A 17225-nucleotide genomic window follows, 5' to 3' on the forward strand; every position below is an offset into this window, starting at 1 on the left:
GCAGTTAGGGGGAGCGGCTGATGGCCGACTTCGTGGACCACGTCGTCCTGCACATCAAGGCGGGTGACGGGGGCAACGGCTGCGCCTCCATCCACCGGGAGAAGTTCAAGCCGCTCGGCGGGCCCGACGGCGGCAACGGCGGACGCGGCGGCGACGTCATCCTGGAGGTGGATCCCAACACCGCCACCCTGCTGGAGTACCACCACCGGCCGCACCGCCGCGCGGGCAACGGCAAGCAGGGCATGGGCTCCAATCGGGACGGCGCCAACGGCGAGGACATCGTCCTGCCGGTGCCCAACGGCACGGTCGTGAAGGACGCCACGACCGGCGAGGTGCTGGTCGACCTGGTCGGCGCCGGGACCCGCTACGTCGCCGCGCAGGGCGGCTTCGGCGGCCTCGGCAACGCCGCGCTGGCCAACGCCAAGCGCAAGGCCCCCGGTTTCGCGCTGCTCGGCGAGCCGGGTGACGAGGCCGAGATCGTGCTCGAACTCAAGACCGTCGCCGACGTAGCGCTGGTCGGGTTCCCCAACGCGGGCAAGTCGTCCCTGATCGCGGCGCTCTCCGCGGCCCGCCCCAAGATCGCCGACTATCCGTTCACGACGCTCATCCCCAACCTCGGCGTGGTGACGGCGGGCGAGACGGTCTTCACGGTCGCCGACGTGCCGGGGCTCATCCCGGGGGCGTCCGAGGGCCGGGGCCTCGGTCACGAGTTCCTGCGGCACGTCGAGCGCTGCTCGACGATCGTGCACGTGCTCGACTGCGCGACGATCGAGCCGGGGCGCGACCCGGTCACCGACTTCGAGGTGATCGAGGCCGAGCTGGCGGCGTACGGCTCGCTGCAGGACCGGCCGCGGCTGGTCGCGCTGAACAAGGTGGACGTCCCCGACGGCCGGGACCTGGCCGACATCGTCACGCCCATGCTGGAGGAGCGGGGACTGCGCGTCTTCGAGATCTCCGCGGCCAGCCACGAGGGCCTGCGGCCCCTGGCGTACGCGGTGGGGGAGATGGTGGCGGCGGCGCGGGCGCAGGCCCCGGTGGAGGAGCCCACGCGGCTGGTCATCCGGCCCAGGCAGCTCGGCGAGACCGGGTTCGCCGTACGCCGGATCGACGAGAACCGCTTCCAGGTGAACGGCGAGAAGCCCGAGCGGTGGATCCGCCAGACCGACTTCTCCAACGACGAGGCCGTCGGCTACCTGGCCGACCGGCTCGAACGGCTCGGCGTCGAGGAGGCGCTGATCAAGGCCGGCGCGACGGCCGGCGCCGAGGTGATCATCGGTCCGATGGAGGGCGGCTACGTCTTCGACTGGCAGCCGTCGCAGGCTACGGAGGCGACGATGGGCCCGCGTGGCACCGACGCGAGGCTCGGCTGATCGGGGGGCCGGAGTGGGAGATGGCGTGACAGGCAGGGAGCGGATCCGCGAGGCCGCGCGGCTGGTGGTCAAGGTGGGGTCGTCGTCGCTGACGACGTCCCGGGGCACGATCGACGTCGACCGGGTGGACGCGCTGGTCGACGTGCTGGCGGCCCGGCGCACGGCCGGCACGCAGATCGTGCTCGTGTCGTCCGGCGCGATCGCCGCCGGACTCGGGCCGTTAGGGCTGCGCGACCGGCCCAAGGACCTGGCCACCCAGCAGGCGGCCGCCTCGGTCGGGCAGGGCGTGCTGGTCGCCCGCTACACCTCGTCCTTCGCCAGGTATGGCCTGCGCGTGGGGCAGGTGCTGCTGACGGCCGACGACATGATGCGCCGCTCGCACCACCGCAACGCCCAGCGGACGCTGGCCCGGCTGCTCGAGCTCGGCATCGTCCCCGTGGTCAACGAGAACGACACGGTGGCCACCGACGAGATCCGGTTCGGCGACAACGACCGGCTCGCGGCGCTGGTGGCCCACCTCACGCACGCCGACGGCATGGTGCTGCTGTCGGACGTCGACGCCTTGTACGACGGCGACCCGCGCAAGGACGGCGCCCAGCGGATCGCCGAGGTCCGGGGGCCTGAGGACCTGGAGGGCGTCGAGCTGGGCAGCTCCGGCCGGGTCGGCACCGGCGGCATGATCACCAAGGTGGAGGCGGCCCGCATCGCCACCGGGGCGGGCGTCCCGGTCGTGCTCACGGCGGCGGCGCACGCGGCGCAGGCGCTCGCCGGTGCCGACATCGGCACCTGCTTCCACCCGGGAGGCCGCCACCCCGGCACCCGGCTGCTGTGGCTGGCCCACGCGACGACCGGCCGGGGCCGCCTGCACCTGGACACGGGCGCGGTCGAGGCCGTGGTCGATCGGCGCAAGTCGCTGCTGCCCGCGGGCGTCGTGAAGGTCGAGGGCGACTTCGCCGCGGGCGACCCGGTCGACCTGTGTGCGCCGTCGGGCGCCGTCGTCGCCCGCGGTCTGGTCAACTACGACGCGGGGGAGGTCCCCGACCTGCTCGGCCGCTCCACCCGGGAGCTGGCCAGCACACTCGGCCCGGAGTACGAGCGCGAGCTGATCCACCGGGACGACATCGTGATATTGGAGCCTGTCCACCACCACAAGTGACGGAGCGCGAGGCAATGTCTGAGGCAGAGGAATTTCTGAAGGTCGCGCGGGCGGCGAGGGACGCCGCGACGGTGCTCGCGCCGATGCCGCGCGCGCCGAAGGACGCGGCGCTGCGCGCCGTGGCCGACGCCCTGGAGGCGGCCACGGACGAGATCGTCGCGGCCAACGCCGCGGACGTGGACCGGGCCAGGGAGAACGGCACCTCCGAAGCGATGATCGACCGGCTGCGGCTCGACGCGGGCCGGATCGCCAAGATCGCGGCGGCCGTCCGCCAGGTGGCCGACCTGCCCGACCCGGTCGGCGAGGTCGTGCGCGGCGGCACGCTGCCCAACGGCCTGGAGCTGCGTCAGGTGCGGGTGCCCCTCGGCGTCATCGGCATCATCTACGAGGGCCGGCCCAACGTGACCGTGGACGCGGCCGCGCTCTGCCTCAAGAGCGGCAACGGCGTGCTGCTGCGGGGGTCGTCCAGCGCGTACTCCTCCAACGCCGCGCTGGTGCGGGTCATGCAGGAGGCGCTGGCGGCGACCGAGGTGCCGGCGGACGCCGTGCAGCTCGTGCCGGGCCAGACCCGCGAGTCGGTCAAGCACCTGATGCGCGCCCGCGGGCTGGTGGACGTGCTGATCCCGCGCGGCGGCGCCTCGCTGATCAACAGCGTGGTCGAGGAGTCGACCGTGCCGGTGATCGAGACAGGGGTGGGCAACTGCCACGTGTACGTGGACGCCGACGCCGACATCGACACCGCCCTGAAGATCCTGGTGAACGCCAAGGCACAGCGGCCCTCGGTGTGCAACGCGGCCGAGACGCTCCTCGTGCACGCCGCCGTCGCCGACGAGTTCGTCCCCAAGGCGCTGACGGCGCTGAAGGACGCGGGGGTGACCGTCCACGGGGACGAGCGCGTGCGGGCCTACGGCGCCGACGTCGTGGCCGCCACCGAGGAGGACTTCACCACGGAGTACCTCTCGCTCGACATCGCCGCCGCCGTCGTCGACTCGCTGGACGACGCGGTCGCGCACATCCGCAGGTATGGCTCGGCCCACACCGACGCCATCGTGACCCGCTCCCAGCAGGCCGCCCGCAGGTTCGTGGCGACCGTGGACTCGGCGGCGGTCGCGGTGAACGCCTCGACCCGGTTCACCGACGGCGGGGAGTTCGGCTTCGGGGCGGAGATCGGCATCTCCACCCAGAAGCTGCACGCCCGGGGCCCCATGGGGCTGCCGGAGCTCACCTCCACCAAGTGGATCTACACCGGCGAGGGCCACGTACGGGTGTGACCGTCAGACGCGGGTGAGCACGGGACGCGAGCCGAGGCCCGCGTCCCTGGCCCGCAGGGCCGCGTCCACCCGGCTGGGCGCGGCCAGCTTCGTCAGCACGTTGCTCACGTGGTTGCGCACGGTCTTGGTGGCCAGGCACAGCTCGCGGGCGATCTCGGCGTTGGACCTGCCGTCGGCCAGCCGCTCCAGGATCTCGTGCTCCCGCTGGGTGAGGCCGGGGAACGGGCTGCGGGCCTGCGGCGTGGTGAGACGGTCGAGGAGCCGGGGCGCCAGCCCGCCGCCGAAGACCACCTGCCCGAGCGCCACGGACCGGACCGCCGCCGCGATCTCCGCGGGCCCCGATCCCTTCAGCAGGTAGCCGTGCGCGCCGGCGCGCAGCGCGCTCGTGAAGCCCGTCTCGCCGTCGTCGGCGCCCAGCGCGAGCATCCGTACGGCGGGGCAGCGGCGGCGCAGGGAGCCGAGCGCGCCCAGCATCGCCAGGTCGGCCAGCAGCACCTGCGGCGACAGCCGTACGCACAGGCGCAGGGCGTCGAGGTCGTCGCAGGCGGTGCCGACGACGGAGATGCCGGCCGCCTGTGCGGCTTCCTGCTTCAGGGCAGACCGGATCCCCTCGACGTACAGTGGGTGATCGTCGGCGACCACGACGGTGATCGCGCCGGAGGAGTCAGTCATCGTCATCTGTCTTCGTCTCGCCGGTGTCAGCGCGGGCCGGCGGTCCGGCCGCATTGTCGATGAACAGACTGCCCTGGTGTGCTTGTGGGCCGGTTGGCATCGGCTTATGTGCGATTGGAACGGCGCGCCTCCGCCTATTCGGGCTGCCGGGCCGCTATGGTTGGCGCTCCTATGGCTGGACGTCTCGGGCGGGTCGGCCCCTACGCGCTGCTGGAGCGGCTGGGCCGGGGTGGCATGGGTGAGGTGTACCTCGCCGTCGGCCGCCGGGGCGACCGCGTCGCGGTGAAGATGCTCCGCGACCCCATCGAGAACGATCCCGACGCCCGATTAAGGCTCGAACGCGAGGTGCGGGCGCTGCGCCGGGTCGAGAGCCCGTACGTCGCCCAGGTGCTCGACGCCGACCTGTCCGGCGACCGGCCGTACCTCGTCATGGAGTACATCGAGGGGGAGAACCTCCTCGACGGCGTACGGCGTGGCGGGCCGCTGCCGGAGTCCCGGCTCATCACGCTGGCGCAGGGCCTCGCGGCGGCTCTGGCGATCATCCACGCGGGCGGGGTCGTGCATCGCGACGTCAAGCCGGCCAACGTCCTGCTGGGCGAGGACGGGCCGGTGCTGATCGACTTCGGCATCGCCCAGGTGCTCGACGCGACGCGGGTCACGGTGACCGGTACGTTCCTCGGCACGCCCGGCTACTGCGCTCCCGAGGTCTTCGCGGACGAGACCGTGGGGGAGCCCGCCGACATCCACGGCTGGGCCGCCACGGTGGCGTTCGCCGCCACCGGACGGCCGACCTTCGGCCGGGGCACCGCCGAGTCCCAGATGTACGCGGTGCTGAACGGCAAGGCCGACCTGGTGGGGGTGCCGGCCGCCCTGCTGCCGCTCGTCCGCGCCGCCCTGCATCGCGACCCCGCCCGCCGCCCGACCGCCGCGTTGCTGGCCGACCGCCTGTCCCGGCTCGCGCGGGCCGCCGGGGAGGCGTCCGTCGCCGAGACCGCCACGCGTACGCCCGCGGAGGCGGCCCGGGCGCGTGCCGCGGCCGACGCGAAGCCGGTGACCAGGAAGGCCGTCAAGACGGAGGACAAGCCGGTCAGGAAGGGCGCCGAGACGACGACGCGGGAACCGGCGACGGCGGCCGAGCGGGCCGCCCGGCGCGGCGGCCCCGGCTCCGCCGCTCGCCCCCGGCGGGTGAGGGCGGCCACGGCCCTCACCACCGCACCGGAGGGGGCGGAAGGGGCGCTCGGCATCCCGACCGGGAACGCGGCCCTGGTCCTGGTCGCGCTGCTCGCCGTTCCGTGCGTGGTGGCGTCGGTGGTCTACCCGCTCGCCACCTTCGCGATCACGGCGGCCCTCGCGGTGGTGATCAGAGCCGTGTGGACCAGCCACTGGCTCGTGCGGAGCCGCAAACCCGGCCGTGCCCGCGCCTGCCTGCGCGCGCTGGCGTTCCCGCTCACGCTGGCCGGTTCGCTGCTGTCTGCCGTCGCGTGGCCGGGGCTGCCCGCCGCCGCGGCGGCGTTCGCGGCGCTGTGGGTGGGCTCCGGGGGACGCCTGGAGCCCGAGTGGTGGTCTCAGCCGGTGCCCGTCACGATCGCCGGCGTGGCGTTCGGCGTCGTCAGTGGCGCGATCAACGGGCGGGAGATCGAGCGCGCGGGAGCGGCCATCCCCGGCCTGCGGCGGGAGGGCCTGCGCGCGCTCGCCGTCCTGGGCGGCTTCGTCGCGCTCTGCGCCGCAGCCGTCCGCGCCGTGGCCTTCTTCTTCTAGCGCTGCCGGGCTGACCCGGTGCTCAATCCTGCCGGCTCAATTCTGGCGGCCCAGTTCTGGCGGCTCAGTTCTCGCGCCGGGCGAAACGGTTGAAGATGCGCTCGCCGGCGTTGACCGCGCCCTCGGCGACGTCGCGCAGCACGCCGATGAAGGGGTCCTGCGACTGCGCCCACGACTCGCGGTAGGAGTTGGCCGCCGCCTTGATCTCTTCGGTGATGCTGGCGTTCGCGTCGTCCTCGCGGCGCGGGTAGGTGCCGCCGATGATCCGGTCGTACTCTCCGCTGCGACGCCAGCGGTCGAGTTCGGCGACGCGGGTCACCGCGAACGGGTGGGTCGTGCCGAGCATGTTGAGGACCTTGAGCAGGCCGTCGCGCACGTCGCCCGCGGTGTCGTACTCCCTGGCCTGGTCGAGGAACGCCTCGATGTTCATCTCGTGCAGGCGGGAGCCGCCGGCGAGCTTCATGAGCGCCCGCAGCGCGGCGTCGGGGTCCTGTCCGGCGAGCAGGCCGCCGCGGTCGGCGGACATCTCCGCCTTGCGCTGCCATTCCTCCAGGGCGGCGACGATGACCCGCAGACCGATGTAGCCGAGCGGAATCCAGGCCACCCGGGTGGCCAGGCGGGTCAGGATCGCGAGCATCGTGCCGTAGACGGCGTGGCCCGACAGGATGTGCGAGGTCTCGTGGCCGATGACGAAGCGCAGCTCCTCGTCGTCCATGAGGTCGAGCAGCCCCGTCGAGACGATGATGAACGGCTCGTCGAAACCGATCGCCATCGCGTACGCCTTCGGGTCCTGCTGCACGTAGATCTCGGGGATGCGGTGCAGGTCGAGGATGTAGGCGCTGTCGCGGCCCATGTCGTGCAGGGCGCGGAACTGGGTGTCGGTCGTGCGCACCGCGGAGGCCAGGAACATCAGGCGGAGCCGGCGCTCGCTGAACAGGCCGGACGTGCGCTTGAGCACCGCGTCGAATCCGGAGAGCGAACGCATCGCGACGAGCGCGGAACGGTCGGCGGGGTGTTCGTAGGCTCGCGAGCTGATGCCGGGCAGCTGCACGCGATTGCGATCGGGAGTGGTCATGTTCCGCATGCTATGTCTCACGGGCCGGACGCGCGCGGACGTCGGGGGAGCCCTGGCCGTCACGGGAGGGCCGGTTTCCGGTGTGGTCCGATAGGCGCGTTATCGTCCGTTTCATGCGTAACGGGACGGCGATCCGGCGACTGGGCGTGATGGGCGGGACCTTCGACCCGATCCACCACGGCCACCTGGTGGCGGCCAGCGAGGTGGCCCACCACTTCAACCTGGACGAGGTGGTGTTCGTCCCGACCGGCCGGCCATGGCAGAAGGCCGAGCAGAACGTGTCCTCGTCCGAGGACCGCTACCTGATGACGGTGATCGCCACCGCGTCGAACCCCCGCTTCTCGGTCAGCCGGGTGGACATCGACCGGCCCGGCCCCACATACACGATCGACACGCTTCGTGACATCGCCGCCGCGTACGGCCCGGACGTGGAGCTGTACTTCATCACCGGCGCCGACGCGCTCGCGCAGATCCTGGGCTGGCGCGACGTCGACGAGCTTTTCACCATCGCGCACTTCGTCGGCTGCACGCGGCCCGGCCACACGCTCCAGGACCCCGGCCTGCCCGCGGGCAAGGTCAGCCTGATCGAGATCCCGGCCCTGGCGATCTCCTCCTCCGAGTGCCGCGACCGGGTGGCCGCCGGGGAGCCCATCTGGTATCTGGTCCCCGACGGCATCGTGCAGTACATCAACAAGCGCGGCCTCTACCACGACCCGGAAAGCTGACCCCCACGCCCGCGGCGAGCACGCCGGCGAGCGCCGCCGCGTACAGCACCGGACGGTAGGAGGCCAGGGCGAGGAGCCCGGCGCCGAGCGCCATCCCCACTGCGGTCGGGACGAACAGCACGGTGTTGGCGGTCGCGGACACGGTGGCCAGCAGGTCGTGCGGCACGATCCGCTGTACGGCGGTGAAGGCGGCGACCAGCACCCAGGGCAGCCCCAGCCCCGACAGCAGGCTCGCCGCCGTCACGACGGGCTCCCAGGGGACGGCGCGCAGTGCCACCGAGGCGGCGAAGAGGAGCCCTCCGGCGGTGGACAGCCGCGCCTCGCCGGTCCGGCGCAGCAGCGGCCCCGCGATCAGGCCGCCGAGGACCGTGCCGCCGCCCTGGACCGCGGACAGCACGCCGGTGAAGCCCGGCTCCCGGTGCAGACCGTGGTCGACCACGGCGAAGACGACCGCGCCGTTGACGCCGGAGACCAGCATCAGCGCCGCCCCGGACAGCGTGAGGCGGCGCAGGAGCGGGTCGCGGAGCAGGAAGCGCGCCCCCTCCGCCGTCCGGGCCGCCCAGCCGCGCGCCACGCGGGCGGGCCGTGCGGAGCCGGCCGGGAGGCGCAGCGTGCCGAGCAGCCAGGCGCCGGCCGCGAAGGTGGCCGCGTCGAGCGCGACCACCGCGTCGCCGCCCGCGGCGGCGAACAGCCCGGCGCCCAGCAGGGGCGCGGCGAGGCGGGTGCCCTCCGACGCGCTCATGCGCAGCCCGTTGACCTCGGCCAGCATCGCCTCCGGCACGGCGGCGGGCAGGACGGCCGCCTCCGCCGCGTCGAGCACGACGAAGCTCACGCCGTACAGCAGGAGCACCGCGAACAGCAGCCAGACCTGCGCGGGGGAGCGGACCAGGAAGAGCAGGCAGAGCGCCGCCCCCATCACGACGTTGGTCCAGACGAGCACGGGCCGGGCGCCGAGGACGTCGACCGCCGCGCCGAGCGCGGGCCCGGCCGCCGTCGGCGCCCAGAAGCAGAACGCGGTGAGGCCGGCGAGGCTGTCGGAGCCGGTCAGCGACTTCACCCAGATGCCCGCGACCAGGGACATGGCCGTGGTGCCGAAACCGGAGACCGCGACGGCGCTCAGGTAACGGCGGGCGTTGCGGTCGGCGAGGGCGGCTCTCATGCCGGGGATCTTTGCGGCAGCCAACCCCCAAGTCAATGCTTGGGGGTTGTGATGGTGTTAACTTTCCGCCATGGCGGAGGCGGATCCCAGGCTCAGGGCACTCGCGCATCCGGTGCGGCTGCGCATGCTCTCGCTGATGTGGGGCGCGCCCATGTCGGCGGCCGAGTTGTCCCGCGAACTGGGCATCTCACACGCCCTCGCCAGCCATCACCTGCGCTGCCTGGACGACGCCGGGCTGGCCGAGCTGGCCGACGTACGAGTCAGGCGCGGCGGCCGGGAGCGCCGCTACCGGGCGGCGGGGGGCACGCCGCTGACCGAGCAGCGGGACGGCTTCCCGCTGCTGGCCGAGGCGCTGGCGCGGTCGCTGCGCGAGCGGGCCGGGCGGCGGCGCGCGGGCGAGGAGGGGGTGACGGCCGACGCCGAGCTGTGGGTCGAGCCCGAGCTGTGGCACGACGTCCGCAGCAGGATTTTCGCCGCGATCGTCGACCTGCACGAGGGCGCCGCGACCCCCCGTACGCCAGGGACGATCCCGGTCGGCGCCACTGTCGCCGCCTTTCCCCTGACGGAATCCACGGGCTCTGAAGGACGTTGAACTCCTGATCCCGGGCATAACACCGGAATCGACAGGGTGTGCCGGTAGGGTCTCCCCGGGAAAGCCGGTTGTACGGGACACGCGGACTGTGCACCCTGGAAGAACCCGTCAACGGAGGACAGAACCGAATCGTGACAGCATCCGAGAGATCGATCCAGCTCGTGCGGGTGGCGGCCGAGGCCGCCGCCGAGAAGCTGGCCGACGACATCATCGCCTATGACGTGAGCGACCAGCTCGTCATCACCGACGCCTTCCTTCTCTGCTCCGCGTCCAACGACCGGCAGGTCCGCGCGGTCGTCGACGAGATCGAGGAGCGCATGCGCGTGGAGGCCGACGCCAAGCCCGTACGCCGTGAGGGCGAGCGGGAGGGCCGCTGGGTCCTGCTCGACTACCTCGACATCGTGGTGCACGTGCAGCACGAGGAGGACCGCAACTTCTACGCGCTGGAGCGCCTGTGGAAGGACTGCCCGTCCATCGAGCTGCCGGAGAGCGTCAAGCGGGTCGCCGAGCAGCGCGGGCACGGAGCGGCCCGGTGACGAACGCCATCATCGGGGCGGCGCGATGAGCCGTCGCGTCGTCTGCCTGCGGCACGGGCAGACGCTCTGGAACGTCGAGAAGCGCTTCCAGGGGCACACCGACATCGCATTGGACGAGACCGGCATCGCGCAGGCGGCCCGGGCGGCCTCTCTGCTCGCGGCCCTGCGGCCGACCATGCTCGTCTCCTCGGACCTGCGGCGCGCGTACGACACGGCCTCGGCCCTCGGCCGGCTCACCAGCCTCGACGTGGCCGTGGACAAGGACCTGCGCGAGCGCGGCGGCGGCGAGTGGGAGGGCCTGACCCGCGACGAGATCAGGGCGGGCTGGCCGGTCGAGTACGAGGCGTGGGAGGCCCCGGGCGGCGAGGACGTGGCGCACGTCGCCGACCGCGTGGCCGACGCCGTCGGGCGCTGGGCGTCCCGCCTCGACGAGGACGGCCTGCTGGTGGTCGCCTCGCACGGGGCCGCGCTGCGGCTCGGCATCTGTCGTCTGCTCGGGCTGCCGCAGGAGCTGTGGTCGGCGCTCGGCAGCCTGGGCAACTGCTCGTGGTCGGTGCTGGAGGAGGGCCGCCGCGGCTGGCGCCTGCTGGAGCACAACGCGGGGACGCTCCCCGAGCCGATCAGCAGCGACGACAGCCCCGCCGCCACCGCCGACGGCTGAGACGCGTGAGGCCGGTGACGATTAGGTAAACGGATGGGCATACCTATATGCTCTCCGAGCGCCGCGCCGGGAACACCCGGGGCGGTGGCAAGGGGCTATAGCGCAGCTGGTAGCGCACCTCCATGGCATGGAGGGGGTCTGGGGTTCGAGTCCCCATAGCTCCACCCACACGGCTGGAACCTTCACGCGCGTCTCTCGCATGACCTACGGCCCCGCTCAGGGCCGCGGCGCGGACGTTGACCGCCACCAGGATCACCTGGGACAGGGCATCAGCACCGCGAACCCGCACCCGGCGATCCACTACCACTCGGGCGCCCAAGGGCGACTTCCAGGCGCCGTCGGCCCGGGGGACCTGGCCGGCCTTCTGGCTGACCGGGGTCGACCAGATGGAGGGCTCGTCCGGCTCTCCGGGCCCGAGCGCGAGCACCTACTACCGGGCCCGGAACGTCTACGTCGGCCGCTCCCGTGCCTGACGCGGGCGTCGGAGGATCACAGGCTCTTGAGGTAGGCGAGCGACGGCATGAAGAAGTACTCGCCGCCCTTCATCGTCACGGTCTGGGGGACCTGGCGCTGGGGGGCGCTGAGCTTCGCGCTGCCCCACGCCGTCGGGTAGCGCACCTTGACGTCCCGCTTGCCCTGGCCGATCACGGGGTCGTGGCCGGTGTCCCCGGCCGGGAAATCGGCGTTGTCGGCCCAGGTCTGCTGGGTGAACTCGAACTGGCCCTGCAGGCTGGAGTTGAACGCCATGAACAGCAGGCCCACCCCGCCGGTCGGCCGGGTCGTCGCGGGCGCGTCGTCCCACGGCTTGTCGGTGCGCCTGCCGTACGTCTGGCCGCGCCGGGCCATCATCACGCCGAGTGCGCGCTCCAGGCCGCCGTCCCGCGAGTCGCGGGGGTTGGCCTTGCGGATGTGCGCGCTGACCGGGCACTTGGCCCCGGGGTCGTCGCGGTAGCTGAAGTCGTTCTGCACCGGGTGGCCCTCGGAGCTCGGCTTGCCGTGCAGCCGCAGCGGGGTGCCGTTGCGGAACCGGCCCACCAGCATCGCGCCCGCGAGCGGCCGGTCGTCCCCCTTCAGGCCGAGCGCGTCGGCGAGAGTCTCCTCGGCCTCGCGGAACGCGCGGACGTTCTGCTCCAGCTTGCGCAGGACGAGATAGCTGCCGAAGTGCCGGCTCGGGTGGGGAGCGAGGGGGTCGGGGACGAGCACGTGGCTCAGCGGGAAGAACGGGTTCCAGTTGGTGCCGGACTCGGCGGCCACCTGGTCGGCGAGGAACAGCGGCTGGCTGCGGCCGTCCACGTAGCCGAAGTGCTCGATGCCCCGGCCCTGGGCGTCGCGCAGGCCCTCGCCCTTCTCCTCGCCGACGATCTTCGCGGTCTTCGGCAGCAGCGCGAGGACGCGCTCGCGGGTGGCGGCAACCGGTTCGGGCGTGGCGTCGCCGATCAGCACGATCGCGTGGATCTCCTCCTGGTAGTGCTTCTCCCAGGCGCCGACCGCCGGATCGCTCAACGTGTCCTTGCGCCGTTTCATCCCCGACTTGAACGCGTTGTCGGTGAATTTGCTGGTGGAGTCACCCAGTTTCAGATAGCCGATTTTGCTGATTCCGACGCCCACGTACGGCGTGCCGGGTTTCTTGGCGCGGTTGAAGTCGCGGACCTCCTCCAGGTGCTTCCTGGCCGATTTCATGAGCGGCACGAGGGAGCGCAGGAAGCGTCTGCCGTCCGGGCCGTCGCCGAAGTGCACGAGCAGCAGGGACATGTTTTCCCGTACGTGCGCCTGCAGGATGTTCGGCTGCAGGTTGTCGAGCATCGCCTTGGTGTCGGCGTCGAGTTTCGCCGAGTCCCATGCGAGCGGTTTGCCGTTGGACAGGTCGACTGGCATGTCGAATCCTTCCCCGTAGTGGAAATGTCGGACCCCCACCGATATGAGTCATCATCCACGGAAAAGGTTCGGGGCGCTCCGACTTTGCCCGGACGAGAACGGACCAGGTCAGGCCTATTCCGCACCATCGGGGTAGTGACCGGTCATGACGAAGAGACGGCCTGTCGGCGTTGAAGAGGAGTTCCTTGTCGTCGATCTCGAGACCCGGCGGCTGACGCCGCTGGCGGAGTCGATGCTGGAGCGGCTGCCGGACGAGGGGTTCGCGGCCGAACTGCAGCGTTCGGTGGTGGAGACCAACAGCACCCCTATGGAGGACCTGGGCGACGTGCGGGCCGAGATCGTGCGGCTGCGCCAGGCGCTCGTGTCGGCCGGTGAGCCGCTGGGGGTGGGCGTGATCGCCTCCGGCACGACCCCGATCACCGGCATCGAGGGCTACACGTTCACCCCGGGGGAGCGCTACGAGTACCTGTCGGAGTCCTACCGGTTCCTCGCCCAGGAGCAGCTCATCTGCGGGGCGCAGGTGCACGTGGAGATCGACGACAGGGACGTGGCCGTGCTCGCCGCCCAGCGCGTGGAGGCGTGGCTCCCCCCGCTTCTCGCGCTCAGCGCCAGCTCGCCCTACTGGATGGACGAGGACAGCGGGTATGCCAGCAGCCGGGCGCTGACCTGGCAGCGCTGGCCGACGGCGGGTCCGCTCGGCCCGTTCGCCGACGCCGCCGAGTATGACAGGACGGCCGAGGACCTGGTCGCCTCCGGCGTCATCGAGGACCGGGGCATGGTCTACTTCGACCTGCGGTTGAGCGCCCACGTGCCGACGGTGGAGATGCGCATCTGCGACTCCTGCCCGCTCGCGGACGACGTGGTGCTGCTCGCCGGTCTCTTCCGCGCCCTCATGACGAGGGAGACGGAGGCCGTGGAGCGGGGCGAGCCGCCGGTCGGCGAGCAGCGCCTGGCGCTGCTGCGGGCCGCCAACTGGCGGGCCGCCCGCGACGGGCTCGAGGGCGACCTGCTGTCACCGGTGACGAGCAGGCCCGAGCCGGCCCCGCGGCTCATCACCGGGATGCTCGAGGAACTGCGGCCGACCCTGGAGGAGCTGGGCGACTGGGAGATCGTCTCGGAGCTCGCCGACGCGGCGCTGCGCCGGGGCAGCTCCGCCTCGCGCCAGCGGGGGGCGTACGCGGTCAACGGGAAGCCGGAGGACGCGGTCGACCTGCTGCTCGCGGAGACCCGGCAGCGTTAGGAGGCCGTGCGGCAGGGCGGGCGTGCGGGCCGATACCCTACTGGCCATGTCTGCGATCCCCGCCCTGAGCGCGGCATGAACGGCGCCTATTCGGGCTGGCTGATCGGCGCCGCCCTGCTGCTGGCGCTTGTCGGCGTCGTCACCGCCGTACGGGATCGGCCGATGGGGCCGGTGCTGCTGGTCGGGCTGGGACTGTTGGAGCTCGCCGTGCTCGCGCAGGCGGGCTTCGCGCTGGCCGGGCTCGGCCACGTGGTGGACAAGGCGACCTTCATCGGCTACCTGGCGGGCACCGTGGTGATCCCGCCCGCCGCCATGTGGTGGGGCCGGGCGGAGCGTACGCGCTGGGGCCCGGGGGTCATCGCCGTGGCCGCCTTCACCGTGGCCGTCATGACCGGGCGGCTGCTGCAGATCTGGAACGCCGGCGCATGAGTGCCCCTTCCGGCACAGGGCCGGGACGCGTGCTCGTGGCCGTGTACGGGATCTTCGCGCTGGCCGCGACCTCCCGCGCCGCCGTGCAGATCGCCACGAGGTTCGCCGAGGCGCCGCTGGCGTACGTGCTGTCGGCGTTCGCCGGAGTGGTCTACATCGTGCTCACGGTGGCGCTGGCCCGGGGCGCACGGCGCGTCGCGGTCGCCGCCTGCCTGGTCGAGCTGGCCGGGGTGCTGGTCGTCGGCACGCTGAGCCTGGCGGACCCCGCCGCGTTTCCGCAGGCCACCGTGTGGTCGGGGTATGGCAGCGGGTATGGGTACGTGCCGCTCGCGCTGCCCGTGATCGGCCTCCTGTGGCTGCTTCGCGGCGTCCGGCGTTCGTAACGAGTTCTCCGAAGCTGGAACAAATGAGAGCGATGAGGGCTTTGGTATGGTGTCAATCGTAGGATGACCCGATGAGGGGAGATGTTGCGGCGATGAGTGCCGTCGTGACGCGGAGGGGCGTGCTCCGAGCACCATGGAGAGCACAAGGCGGATCGATGGCGTGGTTGATCGCCGGGGGCATCGCCCTCGCCGCGCTGAACCTGCGCACCGCGGTGACCAGCGTGGGGACCGTCCTCGACCAGGTGAGCGCGGGATTGGGCCTGTCGGGGGCGATGACGGGGCTCCTCACCACGCTGCCGGTGATGAGCTTCGCTCTGTTCGGCGCCCTGACGCCGGCCATGTCCCGCAGGATGGGGGAGCACCGGCTGCTGCTGGCCGCGATCGTCCTGCTCGCGGCGGGGCAGGCCGCGCGCTCCCTCGTCGACTCGGCCGTGCCGTTCATGGCCGCGAGCGCGGTCGCGCTGGCAGGCGGCGCGGTCGGCAACGTCGTCATCCCCGCGCTGATCAAGAGGCACTTCCCCCGGCGGGCGGGTGCGATGACCACCGTCTACTCGACGGCGCTCGCGGCCGGGACGATGGTCGCCGCCGCCGCGACCGTTCCCGTGCAGCAGGCGGCGGGAGGCAACTGGCATGTGGCACTCGGGGTGTGGGCGGCCCTGGCCGCCGTGGCCGCGATTCCGTGGCTCGCGCTCAGGCGCGGTGAGCCGGAGCGGCGCGACACATCCGCGAGGGCCGGAGCCGACGGCCTCCTGCGCAGCAGGCTCGCCTGGGCCGTGGCCGGATACTTCGGCTCGCAGTCGCTCATCGCGTACGTGATGTTCGGCTGGCTGCCGCTGCTGCTGCGGGACAACGGCTACACCGCCGGGCAGGCCGGCCTGGTCCTCGCCGTGTTCACCGGGCTCGGGATCCCCGTCTCCATGGCGGTGCCCGCCCTGGCGGCCCGGCTGTCCGGACAGCGCCCGCTGGTGATCGCCTTCGCCGTCCTCTACGCGGCCGGCTTCGCGGGCCTGCTCACCGGGCAGGCGCTGTGGGCGTGGTCGATCCTCGTGGCCGTCGGCGGGGGCACGTTCCCGCTCGCGCTGGCGCTGCTCGCCATGCGGACCCGCACGGCGACGGGCACCGCCGCGCTGTCGGCCTTCGGGCAGAGCGCCGGGTATCTCATCGCGGGCGCCGGACCGATCACGTTCGGCCTGCTCCACCAGGTGAGCGGTGGGTGGGTGCTGCCGTTCGGGCTGCTGTTCGCCGCGCTCGCCGTACAGGTGGTGACCGGCTGGTACGCGGCGGCCGACCGCACCCTGGAAGACGAGACGTCGTCCGTGCCCACTGGGCGGCGGGACGACCACGTCTCGCGGGGCGTGCGCGACCTCGTCGCGGGACGGGCGCGCCGGTCGGCCGAGAAGGCGCGGCACGCGCGGTCGGGCGACGGGGGCAAGGCGGCCCGGCCGCGCCTGACCCGCCCGGCCGGACGGCACGGTGCGGGCCGGGGAGACGAGCGCCGCAGGTCGGCCACCCGCTGAGGCCGCGCACCCGGGTTTACCTCCTCCTCTCAGGGCAGGCGTAGTGCAGTAGCCCACGAGAGAAGGAGGAGGCATGAGCTCGATCGAACAGTCCGTCGACGTGAATGTCCCGATCCGCACCGCGTACAACCAGTGGACGCAGTTCGAGAGCTTCCCGGAGTTCATGGAGGGCGTGGAGTCGGTCAAGCAGATCGGCGACACGCGCACCGACTGGGTCGTCGAGATCGCGGGCGTCCGCCGTGAGTTCGAGGCGGAGATCACCGAGCAGCACCCCGACGAGCGGGTGGCCTGGCGCTCGGTGGACACGCCGCGGCAGGCCGGCGTCGTCACCTTCCACCGCATCGACGACACCACGACCCGGGTCACGCTGCAGATGGAGTACGACCCCGAGGGCTTCCTGGAGAAGGCGGCGGACGCCCTGCAGATCGTCCGCATGCGCGTCAAGGGCGACCTGGAGCGTTTCAAGACGTTCATCGAGTCGCGCGGCGGCGAGACCGGCGGCTGGCGCGGTGAGGTCCCCGGTCCGCACCAGCAGGGCGGCACGGGCACCGGCGGCTTCGGCACGGGTTACGACATCGGCGAGCCGATGCCGCCCCGGACCGTGAACCCCGAGTATCCGCGCGAGACGCCGCTGCCGCCGCCCGGCACCGGCCCGATCCCGCCCGCTCCCGGCACGGGTCCCGTCCCCGGCACCGGCCCGGTGCCGCCGCGCGACACGCCCGGTCCGGTGATCTGATCAGGCACCACGCGAATAGGCCCGTCTCTCGTAAATCGAGAGACGGGCCTATTCGTTATATGTGAGTGAT

General features: G+C 72.5%; 18 protein-coding genes and 1 tRNA gene. 15 read left to right on the forward strand and 4 right to left on the reverse strand.

The window, feature by feature from the left end:
- Positions 1-20: 20 nt before the first annotated feature.
- From obgE to FH610_RS21000, 3 genes are read left to right on the forward strand one after another with little or no spacing between them, the layout of a single operon-like run.
- Positions 21-1370, forward strand: coding sequence for a GTPase ObgE (gene obgE / locus FH610_RS20990; RefSeq protein WP_139576236.1), 1350 nt, complete (start codon positions 21-23; stop codon positions 1368-1370).
- A gap of 25 nt (positions 1371-1395) precedes the next feature.
- On the forward strand, positions 1396-2526 hold the full coding sequence (gene proB, locus FH610_RS20995; protein WP_240809100.1) for a glutamate 5-kinase: 1131 nt from the start codon (positions 1396-1398) through the stop codon (positions 2524-2526).
- Positions 2527-2540: 14 nt separating this feature from the next.
- Positions 2541-3797 carry a glutamate-5-semialdehyde dehydrogenase gene (locus tag FH610_RS21000; protein ID WP_139576237.1) on the forward strand — a complete coding sequence of 419 codons (1257 nt, stop codon included), beginning with the start codon at positions 2541-2543 and terminating at the stop codon, positions 3795-3797.
- A gap of 3 nt (positions 3798-3800) precedes the next feature.
- Here FH610_RS21000 and FH610_RS21005 read toward each other — a convergent pair whose 3' ends face one another.
- Positions 3801-4475: a LuxR C-terminal-related transcriptional regulator gene (locus tag FH610_RS21005; protein WP_161628042.1), complete on the reverse strand. Its 675-nt coding sequence runs from the start codon at positions 4473-4475 to the stop codon at positions 3801-3803.
- A 165-nt stretch (positions 4476-4640) separates the two neighbouring features.
- On the opposite strand from FH610_RS21005, the gene FH610_RS21010 reads away from it, so the two are divergent.
- The gene (locus FH610_RS21010; RefSeq protein ID WP_139576239.1) at positions 4641-6227 is read left to right on the forward strand and encodes a serine/threonine-protein kinase; all 1587 of its coding nucleotides are present in this window, start codon (positions 4641-4643) and stop codon (positions 6225-6227) included.
- A gap of 64 nt (positions 6228-6291) precedes the next feature.
- Here FH610_RS21010 and FH610_RS21015 read toward each other — a convergent pair whose 3' ends face one another.
- Positions 6292-7302 (reverse strand): M48 family metallopeptidase, encoded by a 1011-nt coding sequence (locus FH610_RS21015; RefSeq protein WP_396781339.1) that lies wholly within the window; start codon positions 7300-7302, stop codon positions 6292-6294.
- A 113-nt stretch (positions 7303-7415) separates the two neighbouring features.
- On the opposite strand from FH610_RS21015, the gene nadD reads away from it, so the two are divergent.
- A complete protein-coding gene (gene nadD, locus FH610_RS21020; RefSeq protein WP_139576241.1) occupies positions 7416-8027 on the forward strand; it encodes a nicotinate-nucleotide adenylyltransferase in 612 nt (203 codons plus the stop codon).
- Here nadD and FH610_RS21025 read toward each other — a convergent pair.
- A complete protein-coding gene (locus FH610_RS21025; protein ID WP_139576242.1) occupies positions 7990-9186 on the reverse strand; it encodes an MFS transporter in 1197 nt (398 codons plus the stop codon). The genes nadD and FH610_RS21025 overlap by 38 nt on opposite strands.
- A gap of 70 nt (positions 9187-9256) precedes the next feature.
- On the opposite strand from FH610_RS21025, the gene FH610_RS21030 reads away from it, so the two are divergent.
- The 5 genes from FH610_RS21030 (at position 9257) to FH610_RS21050 (ending at position 11448) form a co-directional block, all read left to right on the forward strand.
- Positions 9257-9778 carry an ArsR/SmtB family transcription factor gene (locus tag FH610_RS21030; RefSeq protein WP_139576243.1) on the forward strand — a complete coding sequence of 174 codons (522 nt, stop codon included), beginning with the start codon at positions 9257-9259 and terminating at the stop codon, positions 9776-9778.
- A 131-nt stretch (positions 9779-9909) separates the two neighbouring features.
- Positions 9910-10314, forward strand: a complete 405-nt coding sequence (rsfS, locus tag FH610_RS21035; RefSeq protein ID WP_139576244.1) for a ribosome silencing factor — start codon at positions 9910-9912, stop codon at positions 10312-10314.
- A gap of 25 nt (positions 10315-10339) precedes the next feature.
- Entirely contained in the window at positions 10340-10975 is a 636-nt protein-coding gene (locus tag FH610_RS21040; protein WP_139576245.1) for a histidine phosphatase family protein, read from the forward strand.
- 91 nt (positions 10976-11066) lie between these two features.
- Positions 11067-11139 (forward strand) — tRNA-Ala (locus FH610_RS21045).
- Positions 11140-11211: 72 nt separating this feature from the next.
- Complete coding sequence (locus FH610_RS21050) at positions 11212-11448, forward strand: hypothetical protein (RefSeq protein ID WP_139576246.1); 237 nt, start codon at positions 11212-11214, stop codon at positions 11446-11448.
- Between the two features lie 16 nt (positions 11449-11464).
- On the opposite strand, the gene FH610_RS21055 is transcribed toward FH610_RS21050, so the two are convergent.
- Positions 11465-12850: a Dyp-type peroxidase gene (locus FH610_RS21055; protein ID WP_139576247.1), complete on the reverse strand. Its 1386-nt coding sequence runs from the start codon at positions 12848-12850 to the stop codon at positions 11465-11467.
- Between the two features lie 145 nt (positions 12851-12995).
- Between FH610_RS21055 and FH610_RS21060 the strand changes: the two genes are divergently transcribed.
- From FH610_RS21060 to FH610_RS21080, 5 genes are all read left to right on the forward strand, one after another.
- Positions 12996-14090, forward strand: coding sequence for a carboxylate-amine ligase (locus FH610_RS21060; protein WP_139576248.1), 1095 nt, complete (start codon positions 12996-12998; stop codon positions 14088-14090).
- A 75-nt stretch (positions 14091-14165) separates the two neighbouring features.
- The gene (locus FH610_RS21065; RefSeq protein ID WP_139576249.1) at positions 14166-14519 is read left to right on the forward strand and encodes a hypothetical protein; all 354 of its coding nucleotides are present in this window, start codon (positions 14166-14168) and stop codon (positions 14517-14519) included.
- Positions 14516-14902: a hypothetical protein gene (locus FH610_RS21070; RefSeq protein WP_139576250.1), complete on the forward strand. Its 387-nt coding sequence runs from the start codon at positions 14516-14518 to the stop codon at positions 14900-14902. Before FH610_RS21065 ends, FH610_RS21070 begins: the two co-directional genes overlap by 4 nt.
- Positions 14903-15057: 155 nt before the next feature.
- On the forward strand, positions 15058-16419 hold the full coding sequence (locus FH610_RS21075) for a CynX/NimT family MFS transporter (protein ID WP_240809101.1): 1362 nt from the start codon (positions 15058-15060) through the stop codon (positions 16417-16419).
- A 73-nt stretch (positions 16420-16492) separates the two neighbouring features.
- Positions 16493-17155: an SRPBCC family protein gene (locus FH610_RS21080; RefSeq protein ID WP_139576251.1), complete on the forward strand. Its 663-nt coding sequence runs from the start codon at positions 16493-16495 to the stop codon at positions 17153-17155.
- Positions 17156-17225: the final 70 nt, after the last annotated feature.

It is taken from the genome of Microbispora catharanthi (assembly GCF_006334915.2).
Classification (GTDB): Bacteria; Actinomycetota; Actinomycetes; order Streptosporangiales; family Streptosporangiaceae; genus Microbispora; species Microbispora catharanthi.

Bases quoted from the DNA above. Each gene is read 5' to 3' on its own strand.
- obgE (WP_139576236.1), top strand. From the start codon at position 21: ATGGCCGACTTCGTGGACCACGTCGTCCTGCACATCAAGGCGGGTGAC.
- FH610_RS21000 (WP_139576237.1), top strand. From the start codon at position 2,541: ATGTCTGAGGCAGAGGAATTTCTGAAGGTCGCGCGGGCGGCGAGGGAC.
- FH610_RS21005 (WP_161628042.1), bottom strand. From the start codon at position 4,475: ATGACGATGACTGACTCCTCCGGCGCGATCACCGTCGTGGTCGCCGAC.
- FH610_RS21010 (WP_139576239.1), top strand. From the start codon at position 4,641: ATGGCTGGACGTCTCGGGCGGGTCGGCCCCTACGCGCTGCTGGAGCGG.
- FH610_RS21015 (WP_396781339.1), bottom strand. From the start codon at position 7,302: ATGACCACTCCCGATCGCAATCGCGTGCAGCTGCCCGGCATCAGCTCG.
- nadD (WP_139576241.1), top strand. From the start codon at position 7,416: ATGCGTAACGGGACGGCGATCCGGCGACTGGGCGTGATGGGCGGGACC.
- FH610_RS21025 (WP_139576242.1), bottom strand. From the start codon at position 9,186: ATGAGAGCCGCCCTCGCCGACCGCAACGCCCGCCGTTACCTGAGCGCC.
- FH610_RS21030 (WP_139576243.1), top strand. From the start codon at position 9,257: ATGGCGGAGGCGGATCCCAGGCTCAGGGCACTCGCGCATCCGGTGCGG.
- FH610_RS21040 (WP_139576245.1), top strand. From the start codon at position 10,340: ATGAGCCGTCGCGTCGTCTGCCTGCGGCACGGGCAGACGCTCTGGAAC.
- FH610_RS21055 (WP_139576247.1), bottom strand. From the start codon at position 12,850: ATGCCAGTCGACCTGTCCAACGGCAAACCGCTCGCATGGGACTCGGCG.
- FH610_RS21060 (WP_139576248.1), top strand. From the start codon at position 12,996: ATGACGAAGAGACGGCCTGTCGGCGTTGAAGAGGAGTTCCTTGTCGTC.
- FH610_RS21065 (WP_139576249.1), top strand. From the start codon at position 14,166: ATGAACGGCGCCTATTCGGGCTGGCTGATCGGCGCCGCCCTGCTGCTG.
- FH610_RS21070 (WP_139576250.1), top strand. From the start codon at position 14,516: ATGAGTGCCCCTTCCGGCACAGGGCCGGGACGCGTGCTCGTGGCCGTG.
- FH610_RS21075 (WP_240809101.1), top strand. From the start codon at position 15,058: ATGGCGTGGTTGATCGCCGGGGGCATCGCCCTCGCCGCGCTGAACCTG.
- FH610_RS21080 (WP_139576251.1), top strand. From the start codon at position 16,493: ATGAGCTCGATCGAACAGTCCGTCGACGTGAATGTCCCGATCCGCACC.